Origin of the sequence: Rhodospirillum centenum SW, from assembly GCF_000016185.1 — a bacterium.
GTDB classification, from domain to species: Bacteria; Pseudomonadota; Alphaproteobacteria; order Azospirillales; family Azospirillaceae; genus Rhodocista; species Rhodocista centena.
Window position 1 is genome coordinate 2658829 of the sequence record NC_011420.2, and the last position, 18381, is coordinate 2677209.

The 18381-nt window shown below is 72.5% G+C and carries 14 protein-coding genes and 1 riboswitch; of the genes, 9 read left to right on the forward strand and 5 right to left on the reverse strand.

Translation table 11 applies throughout. The features are described from left to right. Positions 1-171 precede the first annotated feature (171 nt). Complete coding sequence (locus RC1_RS20180) at positions 172-3345, forward strand: PAS domain S-box protein (protein ID WP_012567750.1); 3174 nt, start codon at positions 172-174, stop codon at positions 3343-3345. A gap of 140 nt (positions 3346-3485) precedes the next feature. On the opposite strand, the gene secB is transcribed toward RC1_RS20180, so the two are convergent. Next, a complete protein-coding gene (gene secB, locus RC1_RS12425; protein ID WP_012567751.1) occupies positions 3486-3992 on the reverse strand; it encodes a protein-export chaperone SecB in 507 nt (168 codons plus the stop codon). 179 nt (positions 3993-4171) lie between these two features. Further along, positions 4172-4249: riboswitch (SAM riboswitch) on the forward strand. A gap of 73 nt (positions 4250-4322) precedes the next feature. Here secB and metZ point away from each other — a divergent pair. The 3 genes from metZ to RC1_RS12440 all read left to right on the forward strand — a co-directional run bounded on the left by metZ (position 4323) and on the right by RC1_RS12440 (position 9331). After that, positions 4323-5579 (forward strand): O-succinylhomoserine sulfhydrylase, encoded by a 1257-nt coding sequence (gene metZ / locus RC1_RS12430; RefSeq protein WP_012567752.1) that lies wholly within the window; start codon positions 4323-4325, stop codon positions 5577-5579. Between the two features lie 196 nt (positions 5580-5775). Beyond that, positions 5776-6291: a hypothetical protein gene (locus tag RC1_RS12435; RefSeq protein WP_012567753.1), complete on the forward strand. Its 516-nt coding sequence runs from the start codon at positions 5776-5778 to the stop codon at positions 6289-6291. 187 nt (positions 6292-6478) lie between these two features. Further along, positions 6479-9331 (forward strand): [protein-PII] uridylyltransferase, encoded by a 2853-nt coding sequence (locus tag RC1_RS12440; RefSeq protein WP_012567754.1) that lies wholly within the window; start codon positions 6479-6481, stop codon positions 9329-9331. Between the two features lie 21 nt (positions 9332-9352). Here RC1_RS12440 and RC1_RS22530 read toward each other — a convergent pair whose 3' ends face one another. Next, the gene (locus RC1_RS22530; protein WP_012567755.1) at positions 9353-9688 is read right to left on the reverse strand and encodes an usg protein; all 336 of its coding nucleotides are present in this window, start codon (positions 9686-9688) and stop codon (positions 9353-9355) included. A 400-nt stretch (positions 9689-10088) separates the two neighbouring features. Between RC1_RS22530 and groES the strand changes: the two genes are divergently transcribed. After that, a complete protein-coding gene (gene groES, locus RC1_RS12450) occupies positions 10089-10400 on the forward strand; it encodes a co-chaperone GroES (RefSeq protein ID WP_012567756.1) in 312 nt (103 codons plus the stop codon). Positions 10401-10457: 57 nt separating this feature from the next. Continuing rightward, positions 10458-12098, forward strand: a complete 1641-nt coding sequence (gene groL / locus RC1_RS12455; protein WP_012567757.1) for a chaperonin GroEL — start codon at positions 10458-10460, stop codon at positions 12096-12098. Positions 12099-12200: 102 nt separating this feature from the next. Here the strand turns inward: groL and RC1_RS21785 are convergent, their stop codons facing one another. The 3 genes from RC1_RS21785 to greB all read right to left on the reverse strand — a co-directional run bounded on the left by RC1_RS21785 (position 12201) and on the right by greB (position 14125). Beyond that, entirely contained in the window at positions 12201-12680 is a 480-nt protein-coding gene (locus RC1_RS21785; RefSeq protein ID WP_012567758.1) for a hypothetical protein, read from the reverse strand. 104 nt (positions 12681-12784) lie between these two features. After that, positions 12785-12988 (reverse strand): hypothetical protein, encoded by a 204-nt coding sequence (locus tag RC1_RS12460; protein ID WP_012567759.1) that lies wholly within the window; start codon positions 12986-12988, stop codon positions 12785-12787. 594 nt (positions 12989-13582) lie between these two features. Continuing rightward, on the reverse strand, positions 13583-14125 hold the full coding sequence (gene greB, locus RC1_RS12465) for a transcription elongation factor GreB (protein WP_012567760.1): 543 nt from the start codon (positions 14123-14125) through the stop codon (positions 13583-13585). Between the two features lie 242 nt (positions 14126-14367). Here greB and RC1_RS12470 point away from each other — a divergent pair, with 242 nt between their 5' ends. From RC1_RS12470 to addB, 3 genes are all read left to right on the forward strand, one after another. After that, on the forward strand, positions 14368-14733 hold the full coding sequence (locus RC1_RS12470) for a hypothetical protein (protein WP_148213445.1): 366 nt from the start codon (positions 14368-14370) through the stop codon (positions 14731-14733). A 99-nt stretch (positions 14734-14832) separates the two neighbouring features. Next, the gene (locus tag RC1_RS12475; protein WP_012567762.1) at positions 14833-15309 is read left to right on the forward strand and encodes a hypothetical protein; all 477 of its coding nucleotides are present in this window, start codon (positions 14833-14835) and stop codon (positions 15307-15309) included. Positions 15310-15374: 65 nt separating this feature from the next. Continuing rightward, entirely contained in the window at positions 15375-18377 is a 3003-nt protein-coding gene (addB, locus tag RC1_RS12480; protein WP_012567763.1) for a double-strand break repair protein AddB, read from the forward strand. Positions 18378-18381 lie beyond the last annotated feature (4 nt).

The window sequence follows — 18381 nt, forward strand, 5'->3', positions numbered from 1 at the left end:
CCCGCCGGACTGCCCCCGGGCCCGGCGCCCTGAGTCGGCCTCCTCCGACCGGGCCGGCCGCTCCCGGGCCCGCCTTACCCCCTCCGTTTGCGACTCGCCCGGCGGCCGGTCCATGGCTTATCGTTCCCCTTTCCGCCCCTTGGTGTCCCGTGACGGGACAGGGTTGCCGCCATGCCGAAGTCCCGTCGCCTGACCGACTGCCCGCCCGACTGCGCCCCGGCCGGTGCGGGCGGAGGCGGGACCGCCGCCCCCCCGGCCACGCCCGCCAAGTCGGGAGACCCGGCCCTGCTGGCCGCCCTGGCCGAGATGTCCACGGAGCCGCTGACGGCCCTGGTGCCCTGCCCCTGCGGCCTGACGGTGGCCGCCGGGAACAAGGCGGCGCGGCAGCAGCTCGGCGCCCGGATCGGGCTGCCGCTGCACCGGATGCCCGTGCTGGCGCCGCAGGCCGACCGCATCACCGCCTTCTTCAGCGGGCCGCGGCTGCACAAGGAGATCGTGCTGCCCGGCGCCGCCGGCACGCTGCGTCTGCGCAAGGAGGGCGAGGTTCTGCTGGTGTCGCTGCTGCCGCCGCCCGCCTCCATGGCGCAGGAAGCCGCGACCCATCTGATCGACGGGCTGGAGCGGCTGAAGGACGGCCTGATCCTGTACGACGCCGAGGACCGGGTGATGCTGTTCAACCAGCGTTTCCTGGACTTCTTCCCCGAGCTGGCGCCCTACGTGCGGCCGGGCATCACCTTCGAGGCGGTGATGCGCAACCTGATGGCCAGCGGCACCCTGCCGATCCCGCCGGAGAAGGCGGAGGCGTGGCTGACCGACCGGCTGCACCGGCACCGCAACCCCGGCCCGCCGTTCGAGACGGCCCTGGGCAAGGACCGCATCATCCGCGTGGCCGAACACCGCACCGGTGCCGGCGGCCATGTCTCGCTGGTGGTGGACGTCACCGCCCTGCGCACCAGCGAGCGGCGGCTGCGCGACCTGATCGACGGGTCCTTGCAGGGCATCGTCATCCACCGCGGCTTCGACGTCCTGTACGCCAACCAGTCCTTCGCCGGCATCTTCGGCTTCGACACGGCCGAGGCGCTGCTGGAGGGAGGCTCGCTGGACTTCATCATCCCGCCGGAGAACAAGGGACTGGCCCGGCGCAGCCTGGACCGGCTGCTGCGCGAGGGCGGATCGTTCCAGCGCAGCCGCGTCGCCGCCCTGCGCCGCGACGGCACGCGCATCTGGATCGAGGTGGCGGTGCGGTCGGTGGACTGGCTGGACGGTCCGGCCCTGCAGTCCATCGTCATGGACGTGACGGAGCGCGCCCGCGCCGAGGACGCCCTGGCCGCCAGCGAGGCGCGCTTCCGCGATCTGGTCAGCACCGTGCCGGGGCTGGTCTACCAGTGGTACGAGCGCACCGGAGGGGTTCACGGCTACAGCTATGTCAGCCCCCGCTCGCGCGAGATGTACGGGATCGCGCCGGAGGATCTGGTGCGCGACTGGTCGCTGCTGCCGATCCATCCGGAGGACCAGGACCGCTGGCGCCGGACCATCGCCGATGCGGTCCTGCGCGAAACCGACTGGTCGTTCGAGGGCCGCTTCATCCTGCCCGACGGATCGGTGCGCTGGTGGCGGGCCGTGTCGCGGCCGGTCCGGGTGGGGCCGGACGAGGTCCGCTTCAACGGCATCGTCATCGACATCGAGGAACAGAAGCGGGCCGAGGCGGAACTCCAGTCGCGCGAGGCGATGCTGCGCTATTCCGCCAGTCTGGCCGGGCTGGGCTACTGGGTCTGGGACCGGCGGCTGGCCTGGACCACCTACTGCTCGCCCGAGCTGGCCGCCATCCGCGGCGTCACCGTCGAGGAGTATCTGGAGACCCTGGGCAGCTTCGAACAGCAGCTCCGCTGGATCCAGCCGGAGGACCGCGACTACTACCGCACCCATGCGCTGGACGTGGCGCGGTCCCGCCGCACCTATGTCGTCGAGTACCGCATCCTGCGCCCCGACGGGCAGACCCGCTATGTCCGCGAGGTCGGCGGCCCCGTCTACGACGACCGCGGCGAGCTGGTGAAGTATGTCGGCGCGCTGCAGGACATCACCGACCGCAAGCAGCGCGAACTGGAACTGGAGGAGGCGCGCGACCGGCTGGAACGGCAGGCGTCGGAGATGACGGCGCTGGCGCTGGAACTCCAGACCGCGCGCGACGCGGCGGAAGCGGCCAGCCGCGCCAAGTCGCGCTTCCTGGCGGTGATGAGCCACGAGCTGCGCACGCCGATGACGGGCGTCATCGGCATGATCGACCTGCTGCTGGGCACCACCGTGACCAGCGACCAGCGCCGCTATCTGGAGACGCTGCACTCCTCCGCCGACGCGCTGCTGGTGGTGCTGAACGACATCCTGGACTTCTCCAAGATCGAGGCCGGGCAACTGGTGATCGAGGCGATCCCGGTCCGGCTCCAGGCGCTGCTGGACGACGTGATCGACCTGTTCGCCCCCGCCGCGTCGCAGAAGGGGGTGGAGCTGCGGGTGCGTCAGCCCGAGCGGCGGCAGAAGAACCGGCTGCCGAAGGAGCTGACCGGCGACCCGACCCGGCTGCGGCAGGTGCTGATGAACCTGGTCGGCAACGCCGTGAAGTTCACCCCCGCCGGCAGCATCGAGCTGCGGGCCGAGGCGCAGCGGGAGGATGGCGGCACCTGGCTGCTGCGCTTCGAGGTCGAGGACACCGGCATCGGCATCCCGCCGGACGTGGTGCCGATGCTGTTCGAATCCTTCACCCAGGCCGACGCCTCCACCACCCGGCGCTTCGGCGGCACCGGGCTGGGGCTGGCGATCTGCAAGCGGCTGGTCACCATGATGGGCGGCGAGATCGGCGTGCGCAGCGAGCCCCGCCGCGGCTCCGTCTTCTGGTTCACCGTCCGCATGGCCGGCCCCGCCGGGGAGACGGCGGAGGAGACGGTCGAGGCCGCCGTGGAGGAGGGTCGCGCCAACGGTGCGCGGGTGCTGCTGGCGGAGGACAACCCCGTCAACCGCCTGCTCATCACCACCATGCTGGAACGGATGGGCTTCCGCCCCGACGCCGTCGCCAACGGCCGCGAGGCGGTGGAGGCGGTGCAGCGCGAGCCCTATGATGTCGTCCTGATGGACATGCAGATGCCGGAGATGGACGGCGACACGGCCGCCGGCGTCATCCGCGACCTGCCCGAACCGCTCTGCCGGCTGCCGATCGTGGCGCTGACGGCGGACGCGCTGCCGGAGAACCGGGCCCGCCACCTGCGCGCCCGGCTGTTCGACGAGTACCTGACCAAGCCGATCGACTGGCCCCGGCTGGGCGAGGTGATCGCCGCCCTGGCCGCCCGCGGCTGAACCGCCGCGGAAAGGCCGGGCCTTCCCCCGGGCCGCCCTCAGGCGGCCCGGTTCACTCCTCGGGGCGCCCTCAGGCGTGCCCGACTTCGCCCCCGCGGGCCGCCCTCAGGCGTGCCCGACTTCGCCCCCGCGGGCCGCCCTCAGGCGTGCCCGACTTCGCCGTTGCTGCCGCGGTTCAGCACCTGACGGCGGTACAGGTCCACGAAGTCCAGCGGCTGGAGCATCAGCGGCGGGTAGCCGCCGTTCTGCGTCGCCTCGGCGACGATCTGGCGGGCGAACGGGAACAGCAGCCGCGGCGCCTCGATCAGCAGGATGGCGCGGGCCTGCTCCGGCTGGATCTGCGCCGGCAGGGTAAAGATGCCGGCATAGGACAGCTCGACGATGAAGGCCGTGCGGTCGTTGCGGGTCGCCTCGGCGCGCATGGACAGCACCACCTCGGACACGGTGTCGTTCAGGCCGCGGGCCTGCACGTCCACCTGGAGGTCGATCTTGGGCTGTCCCTGATCGGCCATCAGGCTCTGCGGCGCGTTCGGGTTCTCGAAGGAGAAGTCCTTGACGTACTGGGCATTGACGACCAGCGGCAGGGAGCTGGACTGGGACTGCCGGCCGGCTTCGTTCTCACCGTTGGCGGCGGTTTCGTCGGTCATGGGCCAAAGACTCCCCGGGAAGTGTCGTGTCGCGGTCAGGATCAGGCGCCCGGAAGCGGCGCGCCGGCCGGGGGACTAGCACGGAAACCGGGTCCGGGCAACGGCGGACCCGGCCCGTTGCCGCCGCCGGCACCGGCCCTGCCGCCTGCCGCTTGACAGGGCAGGCCGGGCCGGCTCACCCTTCCTGCCGTGGCGAGTTGCGGACCGGCTTGCAGGCCACGGTAAAGAAGCTGCTAAAAGGTCGATGCCGTTCCTCCGCCGGGGGTGTCTCCCCCGCGGTCAGGGCCTCGATCCGCCGGTCGGGGCCTTTTTCGTTTCCGGAGGACCGACATGGACGACACTTTCCCGAATCTCCCCGCTTCCGGGGCTCACGCCCCCCGCCCCGCGGACACGGCCGGGCCGGACGGCTGGCAGCCGCGCACGACGCTGATCCATGCGGGCACGCGGCGCAGCGGCTTCGAGGAGACGAGCGAAGCCCTGTTCATGACCTCCGGCTACGTCTACGGCTCGGCCGAGGCGGCCGAGCACGCCTTCGCCAACGACGGCAGCCGCTTCGTCTATTCCCGCTTCCGCAACCCCACCGTCGCCATGTTCGAGGACCGCCTCGCGGCCTATGAGGGGTACGGACGCTGTTTCGCCACCGCCTCGGGCATGGCGGCCGTGTTCGCCGCGGTGATGGCGCTGATCGGGGCGGGCGGGCGCATCGTCGCCTCGCGCGCGCTGTTCGGCTCCTGCCTCTACATCGTCAAGGACCTAGCCCCCCGCTACGGCATCACGACCGAGCTGGTGGACGCCACCGACCGCGCCGGCTGGGAGCGGGCGCTGGCGCGGCCGGCGGACCTGGTGTTCCTGGAGACGCCCAGCAATCCCTGCCTGGAGGTGGTGGATCTGGCCCATGTCACGGCGCTGGCGCATGCGGCCGGGGCGAAGGTGATCGTGGACAACGTCTTCGCCACGCCGGTGCTGCAGAAGCCGCGGGCCTTCGGGGTGGACGTCGTCGTCTATTCCGCGACCAAGCACATCGACGGCCAGGGTCGCTGCCTGGGCGGCGCCATCCTGTGCGACGGCGAGGTGGCGGCGACGCTGGCCGTTTTCCTGCGCCACACCGGCCCGGCGATGAGCCCGTTCAACGCCTGGGTGCTGCTGAAGGGGCTGGAGACGCTGGAGCTGCGGGTGCGCGCCCAGTGCGAAGGCGCGCTGGCCGTCGCCCGCTTCCTGGAGGGGCACCCGGCCGTGGCGCGGGTGGCCTATCCCGGCCTGCCCAGCCATCCGCAGCACGCCCTGGCGGCGCAACAGATGGCGGGCGGCGGACCGCTGGTCGCCTTCGACCTGCGCGGCGACGGCGAGGAGACGAAGGCCCGCGCCTTCCGCACCATGAACGCGCTGGGGCTGATCCTGATCTCCAACAATCTGGGCGACGCCAAGAGCCTGATCACCCACCCCGCCACCACCACCCACCAGCGCCTGAGCGCGGAGGAGAAGGCGGAACTGGGCATCTCCCCCGGCACGCTGCGCCTGTCCGTGGGGCTGGAGGACCCGGCCGACCTGATCGCCGACCTGCGCCGGGCCCTGGACGCCGCCCACTGACGGGCGCACCATCCCCTGAAGCGCCGCCGCACCGGAATCCCGGGGCCGGGAACCTGAAGTCCGGACGGGGGTTACCGTGTCCAGGGCATTGTGCAGTGCAGCATGGTACGGCATGATGCCCGGCGGAAAGCGGCCCCGCAACGATGCGGGACCGCGGCGATCCGAAGGACGCGGCGACGCGGGAGAGGATGAGGCCATGGGGACGACCCTGCCGATGCGGACGGCCCAGATCGCGGCCGAGCTGACGACCACGGCGATGGTGCTGGGGGAGACGGCGCTGGCGGCGCAGCAGACCGTGGCGCTGCGGCTGACCCGGCTGGCCCAGGCCGCGGCCGAGCCGTCCCGGCTGATGGACCCGGAATTCCGCCTGATGGGCTGGGAGAAGCTGGAGGCGGCCCGTGCCGCCGGCTTCGCCATGGTCGAGGGCTGGGGCGCCGTGCACGAGGCGTTCTGGCACTGGTCGGGCCGGCAGTGCGCCGCCGCCCAGGAGGCCACGGTCGCCGCCGCCACGGCGCGCGGGGCGCCCGAGCTGATGCAGGCGCAGCAGCGCTTCGCCGAAGCGTCGCTGGACGCGGCCGAAGCCGCCGTGGCGCGGCTGGCGCTGGCCACCGACCGCATCGCCCGGCTGGGGCTGGCCCCCTACCACAAGGCGACCCGATCCAATGCCCGGCGGCTCTCGCGGGAGGCGAAGCTGCCCGTGCTGCTGGGCTGACCCGCGGCCGGCGCCCGCCTTCCTTGCCGGCCCCCGCCCCGGTTCCGCCGATGCTGCGGCGCTCCGGGCGGGGGAGCGGCGCGCCGGTTGCATGACTGCGGACTGGAACAGGACCGTGCGGCTCCCATTTCCGTGGCATAATCCCCACAGACCGTCCGGCCAGCCCGGCGCCGCAGATCCCGTATCCATGCCCGACACGCTTCCCGCCGCCCTGGCCGACAGGCCGTCCCCGTCCGACCATGGCCCGCGTGAGCGGTCCGGCGTGCCCGGCCGGGCCGCGATCGCCCGACGCCTGTCGGCGCTGGTCGTCACCACCGGCCGCCCGGGCGAGGACAACCGCGGCGCCGATTCCCTGCGCGGCGCCGTGCTGGACGTGCTGAAGGGAGCGCTGGAGGAGGGCCGCCGCGCCATCCGCAGCCGCTTCGAGGCCGGCGGCCGCGGCGACGACTGCGTGCGCGCCACCGCGCGGCTGGCCGACGCCATCATCCAGGCCCTGGCCGATTTCGCCATCCACCACGCCTATCCGGTCGCGGTGGCGACGCCGGGCGAGCGCTTCGCCCTGGCCGCCACCGGCGGCTACGGCCGCAGCGAGCTGGCGCCCGCCTCCGACATCGACCTGCTGTTCCTGCTGCCCTACAAGCGCACGCCGCGGGTGGAGCAGCTTGTCGAATACATGCTCTACATGCTGTGGGACCTGGGCTGGAAGGTCGGGCACGCCGTGCGCAGCGCGGACGACTGCATCCGCCTGTCCCGCGACGACGTCACGATCCGCACGGCACTGCTGGAATCCCGCTTCCTGTGGGGCGAGGCCGCCCTGTTCGGGGAGATGAAGAAGCGCTTCGCCCGCGAGGTGGCGGCCAACACCGCCTCCGCCTTCATCGAGGCGAAGCTGGCCGAGCGCGACGCCCGCCACCTGAAGGTCAATGACAGCCGCTACGTGCTGGAGCCGAACCTGAAGGAGGGCAAGGGCGGCCTGCGCGACCTGCACACGCTGTTCTGGATCGCCAAGTACGCCTATCAGGTGGACGATGTGGAGGATCTGGTGGCGCAGGGCGTGCTGCTGCCGGAGGAGTCGCAGCGCTTCGCCAAGGCGCAGAACTTCCTGTGGACCGCGCGCTGCCACCTGCACTACCTGACCGGCCGGCAGGAGGACCGCCTGACCTTCGACGTGCAGGCGGAGATCGCCCGCCGGCTGGGCTATACCGACCATGCCGGCACCTCGGGCGCCGAGCGGTTCATGAAGCACTACTTCCTGACCGCCAAGGACGTCGGCGACCTGACCCGCATCTTCTGCGCCAACCTGGAGCAGGAGAGCCGCCGGCCGCCGCGCTTCGCCTTCCTGCGCAAGGCGTTCAGCCGCAGCGGCGGGGTGGAGGGCTTCCAGGTCGATGCCGGGCGCCTGAACATCCGGAACGAGCGGCAGTTCCGCGACCGCCCGCTGGACATGATCCGGCTGTTCCATCTGGCCCAGGCGACCGACCTGGACATCCATCCCAACGCGCTGCGCGCCATCACCCGCGCGCTCTCCGCCATCGGGCCGAAGCTGCGCGAGGACCCCGAGGCGAACCGCCTGTTCCTGGAGATCCTGACCGGGGAGAAGGACCCGGAGATCATCCTGCGGCGCATGAGCGAGGCCGGCGTGCTGGCCCGCTTCGTGCCCGATTTCGGGCGCATCGTGGCGCTGATGCAGTTCGACATGTACCACACCTTCACGGTGGACGAGCACACGCTGTTCGCGCTGGGCATCCTGCACCGGATCGAGTCGGGGGCGCTGAAGGACGAGGTGCCGCTGGCCTCGGAGGTGATCCAGACCGTCAGCTCGCGCCGCGCCCTCTATGTCGCCATGATGCTGCACGACATCGCCAAAGGCCGCGGCGGCGACCACTCCGTGCTGGGCGCCAAGGTGGCGGAGAAGCTCTGCCCCCGCCTGGGCATGACGGAGGAGGAGACGGAGACGGTGGCCTGGCTGGTGCGCTGGCACCTGATCATGTCCTCCACCGCCTTCAAGCGCGACCTGGATGACGAGAAGACCGTGCGCGACTTCGTCGCCCTGGTGCAGAGCCCGGAGAGGCTGAAGCTGCTGCTCTGCCTGACCGTGGCCGACATCCGCGCCGTCGGCCCCGGCCGCTGGAACGGCTGGAAGGCGACGCTGCTGCGCCAGCTCTACTGGCGGGCGAAGGAGATGATGTCCGGCAGCGTCTTCGACGACGGCCGCGAGCGCCGCGTCTCGGGCGTGCAGACCGCGCTGAGGGCCGCGCTGTCCGACTGGCCGGCGGAGGCGGTGGAGACCCATCTGGGCCATGGCTACCCGCACTACTGGCTGGCCTTCGACACGGAAACGCTGGCGCGGCACGCCCGCCTGATGCGGCAGGCCGACGCCGCACGGGCGCCGCTGACGCTGGACACCCGCGTGGACCGCGAGCGCGGCGTCACCGACCTGACGGTCTACACCGCCGACCATCCGGGCCTGTTCTCCCGTCTGGCCGGAGCGCTGGCCCTGGCCGGGGCGACCATCGTGGACGCCCGCATCTTCACCATGAGCAACGGCATGGCGCTGGACGTCTTCTCCGTCCACGCGGCGCACGGCGGCAGCTTCGAGAGCCCGGACAAGCTGGCACGGCTGGCGGTGCTGGTGGAGAAGGCGCTGGCCGGGGAGCTGCGCATGGCGGACGAGCTGGCGAAGCGCCGCTCCGCCACGCTGCCCAGCCGGGCCCGCGTCTTCAAGGTGCCGCCGCGCGTGCTGGTGGACAACACCGCCTCCACCGCCCACACGGTGGTCGAGGTGAACGGCCCCGACCGGCCCGGCCTGCTCTATGCCGTCACCCGTGCCCTGACCAGGCTGAACCTCCAGATCGCCTCGGCCAAGGTGGCGACCTACGGCAACATGGCGGTGGACGTCTTCTACGTGAAGGACGTGTTCGGCCTGAAGGTGACGCACGAGGCGAAGCTGACCCAGATCCGGCAGGCCCTGCTGGACGCCCTGGCCGATCCCGACACCGACGCCCGGACCGCGAAGCCACCCCGCCGCAAGGCGGGCTGAGGACCGGGGCCGCGCCCGGTCCTACTGGAGCCGCAGATCCGCGCCCAGGTGCCGGAGGTCGCCCGCGGAGACGAGGCCCAGGCTGGCGATGCGGACGCTGTGCAGCTTTCCCTCGATCTCCCGGCTCCAGAAGTCCAGGAAGCCCTTCAGGACCGGGAATCGCGGGGCGATGTCCAGGTTCTGCCAGATGAAGCTCTGCAACAGGCCGGGATGGTCGGGCATGTGGTAGAGGATCTCCGCCGTCGTCAGCCGGTAGCCGCGGAGCTGGCGGTGCAGGTCGCCGTCCCCGGGCCCGGCGGAACTGGCCCCGGCGGGGGCGGCAAGCGGCTTCGTGGTCGGTGTGCGCGGTCCCGTCATTCAGGTTTCTCCCAGGCGTGTCCTTCTCAGGCGGTTGACCCGGTGGCGGCCCGGCCCTGCGCCATGGTCCCGGCATCGGTGCTCCCGGCATCCGTCGCTGGTCCGCAGGACGGCTCCCTGTTGGCGGCCCGGCATCTGCCGGCCGGGTCCGCATGGGCCGTGCCGATTCCCAGCATGGGCAGGGGAAAACCGTTTGGGAAGAGAAAAGTTCCTGAATTAACAAAGGGTTGGCAGCAGGGATGCGGCTCTGCTGCCAGCCCCGGCGGCGACCCGGACGGGGACCTTCCTTCGCCCCCCTTGACAGGGAAGGGGGGACTGATTACCTCGCTGGCACTCACCGCGGGTGAGTGCTAACAGCAGGCTCATCCCGAGTCCTTTGCCTTCTGAAAGGGAGAGACACATGAGGTTCCGTCCGCTGCACGACCGCGTCGTGGTGAAGCGCGTCGAGTCCGAGCAGAAGACTGCCGGCGGCATCATCATCCCGGACACCGCGAAGGAGAAGCCGCAGGAAGGCGAGATCATCGCCGTCGGCTCCGGCGCCCGCGACGAGTCCGGCAAGCTGATCGCGCTGGACGTCAAGGTCGGCGACCGCGTCCTGTTCGGCAAGTGGTCCGGCACCGAGGTGAAGATCGACGGTGTCGAGTACCTGATCATGAAGGAAAGCGACATCATGGGCGTGCTGGAGGCTTCCTCCGCCGCCAAGGCCGCCTGAGCGGCCGCGCTTCCCCCGGGCAACGCTCACCAGACCTAGATTCAAGGGACGAAAACCATGGCTGCCAAGGAAGTGAAGTTCGGCTCCGACGCGCGCGCCAAGATGCTGCGCGGCGTGGACATCCTGGCCGATGCGGTGAAGGTCACGCTCGGCCCCAAGGGCCGCAACGTCGTGATCGAGAAGAGCTTCGGCGCGCCGCGCATCACCAAGGACGGCGTCACCGTCGCCAAGGAGATCGAGCTTTCCGACAAGTTCGAGAACATGGGCGCGCAGATGGTGAAGGAGGTCGCCCAGAAGACGGCGGACCTCGCCGGTGACGGCACCACCACCGCGACCGTGCTCGCCCAGGCCATCGTCCGCGAGGGTGCCAAGGCCATCGCCGCCGGCATGAACCCGATGGACGTGAAGCGCGGCGTGGACGTCGCCGTGCAGACCGTCGTGGACGACATCAAGTCCCGCTCGCGCAAGGTCACGACCAACGACGAGATCGCCCAGGTCGGCACCATCTCCGCCAACGGCGAGGCCGAGATCGGCAAGATGATCGCCGAGGCCATGCAGAAGGTCGGCAACGAGGGCGTCATCACGGTCGAGGAAGCCAAGGCGCTGGAGACCGAGCTGGACGTCGTCGAGGGCATGCAGTTCGACCGCGGCTATCTCTCCCCGTACTTCGTCACCAACGCCGACAAGATGGTGGCGGAGCTGGAGAGCCCGTACATCCTCCTGTTCGAGAAGAAGCTCTCCGGCCTGCAGGCCATGCTCCCGGTCCTCGAGGCCGTGGTGCAGTCCTCCCGTCCGCTGCTGATCGTGGCCGAGGACGTCGAGGGCGAGGCGCTGGCCACGCTGGTGGTCAACAAGCTGCGCGGCGGCCTCAAGGTCGCGGCCGTGAAGGCGCCGGGCTTCGGTGACCGCCGCAAGGCGATGCTGGAGGACATGGCCATCCTGACCGGCGGCCAGGTCGTCTCCGAAGACCTCGGCATCAAGCTGGAGAACGTCTCGCTGGAGATGCTCGGCCAGGCCAAGAAGGTCGTCATCACCAAGGACAACACCACGATCGTCGACGGCGCCGGCTCCAAGGAGGACATCCAGGCCCGCATCGTCCAGATCAAGGCGCAGATCGAGGAGACCACCTCCGACTACGACCGCGAGAAGCTGCAGGAGCGGCTGGCCAAGCTCGCCGGCGGCGTCGCGGTGATCCGCGTCGGCGGTGCGACCGAGGTCGAGGTGAAGGAGCGCAAGGACCGCGTTGACGACGCGATGCACGCCACCCGCGCGGCGGTGGAAGAGGGCATCGTGGCCGGCGGCGGCGTCGCCCTGCTCTACGCCACCAAGGCGCTGGACAAGCTGACCGCGGTCAACGAGGACCAGAAGTTCGGCATCGACATCGTCCGCAAGGCCCTGCAGGCCCCGGTCCGTCAGATCGCCCAGAACGCCGGCTTCGACGGCTCGGTGATCGTCGGCAAGCTGCTGGAGAAGGGCGAGACCAACTTCGGCTTCAACGCCCAGGCGGGCGAGTACGGCGACATGTTCAAGTTCGGCGTCATCGACCCGACGAAGGTCGTGCGCGCCGCGCTCCAGGACGCCGCGTCGGTCGCCGGCCTGCTGATCACGACCGAGGCCATGATCGGTGAGAAGCCGGAGAAGAAGGCTCCCGCCGGCGCCCCCGGCGGCATGGGCGGCATGGGCGACATGGACTTCTAAGGTCCGGTCCCCGGCCGACCGGCCAGAGACGGAAAACCCCCGGCGGAGCGATCCGCCGGGGGTTTTCTTTTGTCGGCCACGGCGGCAGACAGAGGAATCGCGTCAGATCTTCCGGGTCAGCGCCCCCAGGGCGGCGGACACGGCCTTGCCGACCGCCTGGAGGGCGCCGTCCACCCGGGCCGATGCCGCCGCACCGGCCCGTGCCGCCGCGCCCACGGCGCCGACCGCCGGCGCGGCCGGAGGGGAAGCGGCCGGAGGGGAAGCGGCCCTGGGGCTGGCGGCACTGGGGCTGGCGGCCCTGGCCGCCCGGCGGGGTGTCGTCGCCGCTGCGGACGCGGCGGGGGGCGGTGATCCGGCGGCAAGGGCCAGAAGCTGCGCCTCGTTGCGCTGCGCCAACTGCTGCACGGCCGCATCGTTGCGCGCCGAGAGCGCCGCAATACCCGTCGGGTCAGCAGCCCCCGGCGTTGCAGCCCCCGGCGGCGTGGACCCCGGTGTCGTGGACCCCGGTGTCGTGGCCCCCGGTAGCGGGGGCCGGGCGTCCGGCCGGTCCTGCGGGGCCTCTGCTGCGGCGTTGTCCGTCATCGGGTCATACTACCGGAACGGGAACGGATGCCAAGGCCCGCCGGCATGAAGACCGCGGCAAAGAGAGCGACAAAGCGAGGGAGAGCGATGCGGCCGGGCGGCCCTCACTCCGGCTGCATGGCGCGGAGGGACTGGCGGGCAAGGTCCTTGAGGGCGGTGCGGAGGCGGGCGATCTCGTCGGCGGCGGCCTCGTAGTCCTGCACCAGATTGCCGACCAGCGAGGCCGGGTCCGACGCCTGGTCGGGGAAGCGGTCGCGCGCCTTCGCGGCCCGGCGGCGGAGGCGCTCGACGATGTCTTCATCCTGCATGGCGGCTGACCTGCGGGGAACCCGGCGACGGGGGACAGGACCGCGGCATCCGGGACACCTGCCCGGGCTCCGCGGCGGCGGAACCGCCGCAATACACGACCGGCCGGCCCAGGGAAAGGGCGCGCACGGTCAGGGCGGGGCTCCGCCGGGAGCGGGCGTCCGGCCCGTGTGCCAGAAGAACACGGATTGCACGGATGCCGGCTGCGCCGGCCACGGATGGCCGCGGATAAGAGGCGGCCCCTCATCCGTGTTCATCCGTGGATATCCGTGTTCATCCGTGTCCTGTGCTTTCCCGCCTCCCGGCAGCCCTGCCGACCGGCCCGAGTGGCAGGGGAACACGGAGGACACGGATGCCGGCTCCGCCGGCCACGGATGGCCGCGGATAAGAGGCGGCCCCTCATCCGTGTTCATCCGTGTCCTGTGCTCTCCCGCCTCCCGGCAGCCCTGCCGACCGGGCGTCCGGCCCGAGTGGCAGGGGAACACGGAGGACACGGATGCCGGCTGCGCCGGCCACGGACAAGAGCTGGTTCATATCCGTGTTCATCCGTGTCTTAAGTCGCCCGGCCGCCGGGACACGGGCGTCGGGAGGCGGGATCAGGACGCGGCGTCAGGGTAGGCGATGGCGACGACCTCGATCTCCTCCGGCCCCTGCGGGGTGCGCAGGGTGACGAGATCGCCCTCGCGCGCCTTCAGCAGGGCGCGGGCGATCGGGGAAATCCAGCTCACCTTGCCCTGGTCCATGTCCGCCTCGTCGATGCCGACGATGGTGACGGTGCGCTCCGTCCCGTCCTCCCGCGCATAGGTGACGGTGGCGCCGAAGAACACCTGGTCGCGCCGCGGCTGCCGGGAGGCGTCCACCACCTCGGCGTTCTCCAGCCGCTTGCTCAGGAAGCGGATGCGGCGGTCGATCTCGCGCAGCCGCTTCTTGCCGTAGATGTAGTCGCCGTTCTCCGAGCGGTCGCCGTTGCCGGCGGCCCAGGCCACCACCTCCACCACCTTCGGCCGCTCCACCCGCAGGAGCGAGCGCAGTTCCTCCTGCATCCGGCGGAAGCCCTCCGGCGTCATGTAGTTGCGGGTGCCGGCGGGTATCCGCGGGGCGTCGTCCTCATCCTCGTCCTGGGTGCCTGCGGGGCGCATGGTCGTCGCGGGTCCGGTGCTGCGGTCTGGGGGCCGAGAGCTAACGCCGCCCGCCCGGCCCTGGCAAGGGGAACGGCTGCGCCCGGCCGGACATGTCGGGCGCGGCTGGCAGCGTGCGGCAGGGGACCACTTCCCGCCCGCCCGGCCGGTCCCCCCCTTTCCGCGGGCCGCGGGATTTGCCATGGTCGCGCCGCCGCCGGCCGTCCGCCGGCGGGACCTTCCCTTTCTGGATGGCGACCGAGATGCCGACCGACCTCCGCCCCTCATCCTCCGTCCGCGGCCCCACCGTCCGCGGTCCCGTGGTTCCGGTGCCGCGCTGGATGCTGCGCCTGACCCTGGGCCTCTGCCTGTTGTTCGCGCTGATGCTGTCCGGCCATGCCCTGGCCGGGCTGGGCGGCGCGCCCGCCTGGCTGACCCCGTTCTTCTGGCTGGGTGCGGCCGGCTTCAGCGTCTGGAGCTTCGTGTTGATCGCGCTGCATCTCGGGCAGGAGCGGACGCTCGCCCGCGGCACCCGGCTGCTGCTGACGGTCCTGGCCGCCCTGGTCATGGGCGTCACCGCCTCGCTGGCGGTCACGGCCCTGCTGACGGGTCTGGGCGCCGGCGCCTGACCGACCGTCACGCCCGGTCGCGCCTGCCGCGGTGCGGGAGCCGAATCCGGCGTCCGGCGTTACCTGTCCGACCGACAGGCGACGACGGAGGAAGGCGCGATGCCCGGACGGCCGCGCAGAGACCCACGCGGACTGTGCTGGCCGGCGCCAGGACGGCCGCGGCGGGCTGTCCTGGCGGCGGCCCTGCTGCTGGCCGCCGCGCCCGGCCCGGTGGCGGCCCAGCAGGCCCCTGGACCTGCCCCGATCCCCGGCCCGGCCCAGGTTCCGGGCCGGTCGCTGGGACAGATCCCTGCGGATTACGAGGTGCATGGCGAGCTGATCCTCGTCTCCGGCCAGCTCGAAGGCTTCTTCGAGGCCTGCGGCTTCGGCCGCAAGCCCGACCGCGACGAGCTGATGCGCTGGTACGAGCATTACCGCCTTGCCCGCAGCATGGGACGCATCCAGGGCATCTATGATCTCGGCGTCGCGCTGGGGCGCGAAGGTCCCTGCACGACCGACCATCACACCGCCCTGGTGCGGCAGTGGCAGACCCTGCTGAGCCGGACGCTCGCCTATGTGGACGCCTACCGGCGCTGACGCTGCCGGGACGCCGGCCGGTCGTAGCGGATTCCCTCCCGTGCCGGAGCGTGTAGGATGAAGCGATGAGCCTTCGCCTGCACACCCTGCCGCCCGAGCTGCCCTTCGTGGACGCGCTCGCGGCCGGCATCCTGGACCGGATCGGCGCCGACCCGCTGGCGCTGTCGCGGGTCACCGTGCTGCTGCCCACGGCGCGCGCCGTGCGTTCCCTGCGCGAGGCGTTCCTGCGCCTGTCGGACGGCCGCCCGGTGCTGCTGCCGCGGCTCTCCCCCCTGGGCGAGGTGGACGCGGACGAGGTGGCCCTGTCGCTGGAGGGGCTGGCCGGGGGGGCGGGCGGCCTCTCCGTCCCGCCCGCCGTCTCGCCGCTCCGGCGGCAGCTCCTGCTGGCGCGGCTGATCCTGAAGGCCGAAGGGCTGGCCGCGACCACGGCGCAGGCCGCCCGGCTGGCGGCCGAGCTGGCCCGGCTGCTGGACCAGGTGCAGGCCGAGCGGCTGTCCTTCGAGGGGCTGCGCGCCCTGGTTCCCGACGACTATGCCGGGCACTGGCAGGTCACCCTCACCTTCCTGGAGATCGTCACCCGCCTCTGGCCCGACGTGCTGGCGGAAGAGGGCTGCGCCGATCCCGCGGTGGAGCGCGACGCCCGTCTGCTGGCCCTGGCGCGCGCCTGGGAGCTGCGGCCGCCGCCGGGGCCGGTGATCGCCGCGGGCGTCACCGGCAGCATCCCCGCCACGGCGGATCTGCTGGCCGTGGTGGCGCGGCTGCCGCAGGGGGCGGTGGTGCTGCCCGGGCTGGACCTGGGGATGGACGACGCCACCTGGGCCGGGCTGGACGAATCGCACCCGCAGGCCGGCCTGAAGAGCCTGCTGGAGCGGCTGGGGGCGGACCGCCGCGACGTCACCCCCTGGCCGCTGCCCGCCACGGGGCCGCTGGCGGTGGCGCCGCGCTCCCCCGTGGCCCGGTCGCGGCTGCTGGCCGAGGCCCTGCGCCCGGCGGAGACGACGGAGGCATGGCGTGCCCTGCCCGCCCTGTCGCCCGACGCGCTGGCCGGCGTCAGCCGCATCGACGCCCCCACCCCGCAGGAGGAGGCGGGGGTGATCGCCCTGATGATGCGGCAGGCGCTGGAGACGCCGGGGCGCACGGCGGCGCTGGTGACGCCGGACCGCGCCCTTGCCCGCCGGGTGGCGATGGCCCTGCGCCGCTGGGGCGTGGAGGTGGACGACAGCGCCGGCCGCCCCCTGGCCCTGACCCCGGTCGGCAGCTATCTGCGCCTGCTGGCGGACTTTGCCGCGACGCCGGCGCCGGTCGGGCTGCTGGCGCTGCTGAAGCACCCGCTGGCGGCCGGCGGGACGGACCCGGCGGAGTTCCGCGCCCTGGCCCGCGCGCTGGAACGGGCCGTGCTGCGCGGCCCGCGCCCGGCGGAGGGATTCGCCGGCCTGCGCCGGGCGCTGGAGGCGGCGGAGCCGCGCCGCTTCGACGGGCCGGAGGAGCGGTCGCGTCTGGCCGGGTTCCTGCTGGATCTCGAACGCCGCATCGGCGGGCTGTGCGCCGCCATGGCGGACGGTCCCCGGCCGTTGGCCGACTGGCTGGAGCTGCACGGGCAGGCGGCGGAGCTGCTGGCGGCCACGGCGCGGGAGCCCGGCGCCCTGCGCGTCTGGGCCGGCGACGACGGCGAGGCCGCCGCCCGCTTCCTGCGCGAGGCCGCCGAAGCCGCGCGCGGCTTCCCCGATCTGGGCGGGGCGGACTATGCCGCGCTGGTGGAGGTGCTGATGGCCGGCCGGGCCGTGCGCCCGCGCTACGGCCTGCATCCGCGGCTGCACATCCTGGGCCTGATGGAAGCCCGGCTGCAGCAGTTCGACCTGACCATCCTGGGCGGGCTGAACGAGGGCACCTGGCCCCCCGCCCCGCCCGCCGACCCGTGGATGAGCCGGCCCATGCGGACCGCCTTCGGCCTGCCGGCGCCGGAGCGGCGGATCGGCCAGACGGCGCACGACTTCGCCCAGGCCGCCGGTGCCGCCGAGCTGGTGCTGACCCGGTCGGAACGGGTGGACGGCACCCCCACCGTGCCGTCGCGCTGGCTGCTGCGGCTGGACACGGTGCTGGAGGCCGCCGGGCTGTCCCTTGCCGGCCCGTTGCGCCTGCCCGGCCGGGACGCGGGCCACTGGCTGGCGCTGCAGGCGGCGCTGGACTGGCCGGAACGGGTGCGCCCGTGTCCGCCGCCGGCCCCCGCCCCGCCGGTCGCGGCGCGGCCGCGGCGGCTGTCCGTCACCCAGGTCGAGACCTGGATGCGCGACCCCTACGCCATCTATGCCCGGCATGTCCTGAAGCTCCAGGCGCTGGAGCCGGTGGACGCCGACCCCGGTGCCGCCGAGCGGGGCCAGTTCATCCACAAGGCGCTGGACGCCTTCGTGCGCACATACCCCCGGACCCTGCCGCCCGACGCGCTGGAGCGGCTCCTGGATGCCGGGCGGGAGGCGTTCGGCCCGCTGCTGGAGCAGCCCGCCATCCGCGCCTTCTGGTGGCCGCGCTTCGAGCGCATCGCCGGATGGTTCCTGGCGCTGGAGGCGGAGCGGCGGGGGCAGGTCGCCGTGCTGGCGACGGAGGTCAAGGGCACGCTGCGGCTGGACGGCCCCGCCGGCCCCTTCGTCCTGAGCTGCGTCGCCGACCGCATCGACCGGCTGCCCGACGGCGCGCTGGCGCTGGTGGACTACAAGACCGGCACGCCGCCCACGGCCCGGGACATCGAACTGGGATTCGCGCCACAGCTTCCGCTGGAGGCGCTGATCGCGCAGGAAGGCGGGTTCGAGGGGCTGGCCCCGGCGCCGGTGGGCGAGCTGGCCTTCTGGAAGCTGACCGGCGGCGAGCCGGCGGGGGAGGTGCGGCCGGTCAAGGGCGACCTTGAGGATCTGGTGGAACAGGCGCGCGCGGGGCTGTCCCGCCTGATCGCGCTGTTCGACGATCCCGCCACCCCCTACCGCAGCCAGCCGCGCCCGGGCCGGGCCCCGCGCTTCAGCGACTACGGCCACCTGGCCCGCATCGCCGAATGGTCCGCCGGCGGCGGGGAGGAGTGACGGT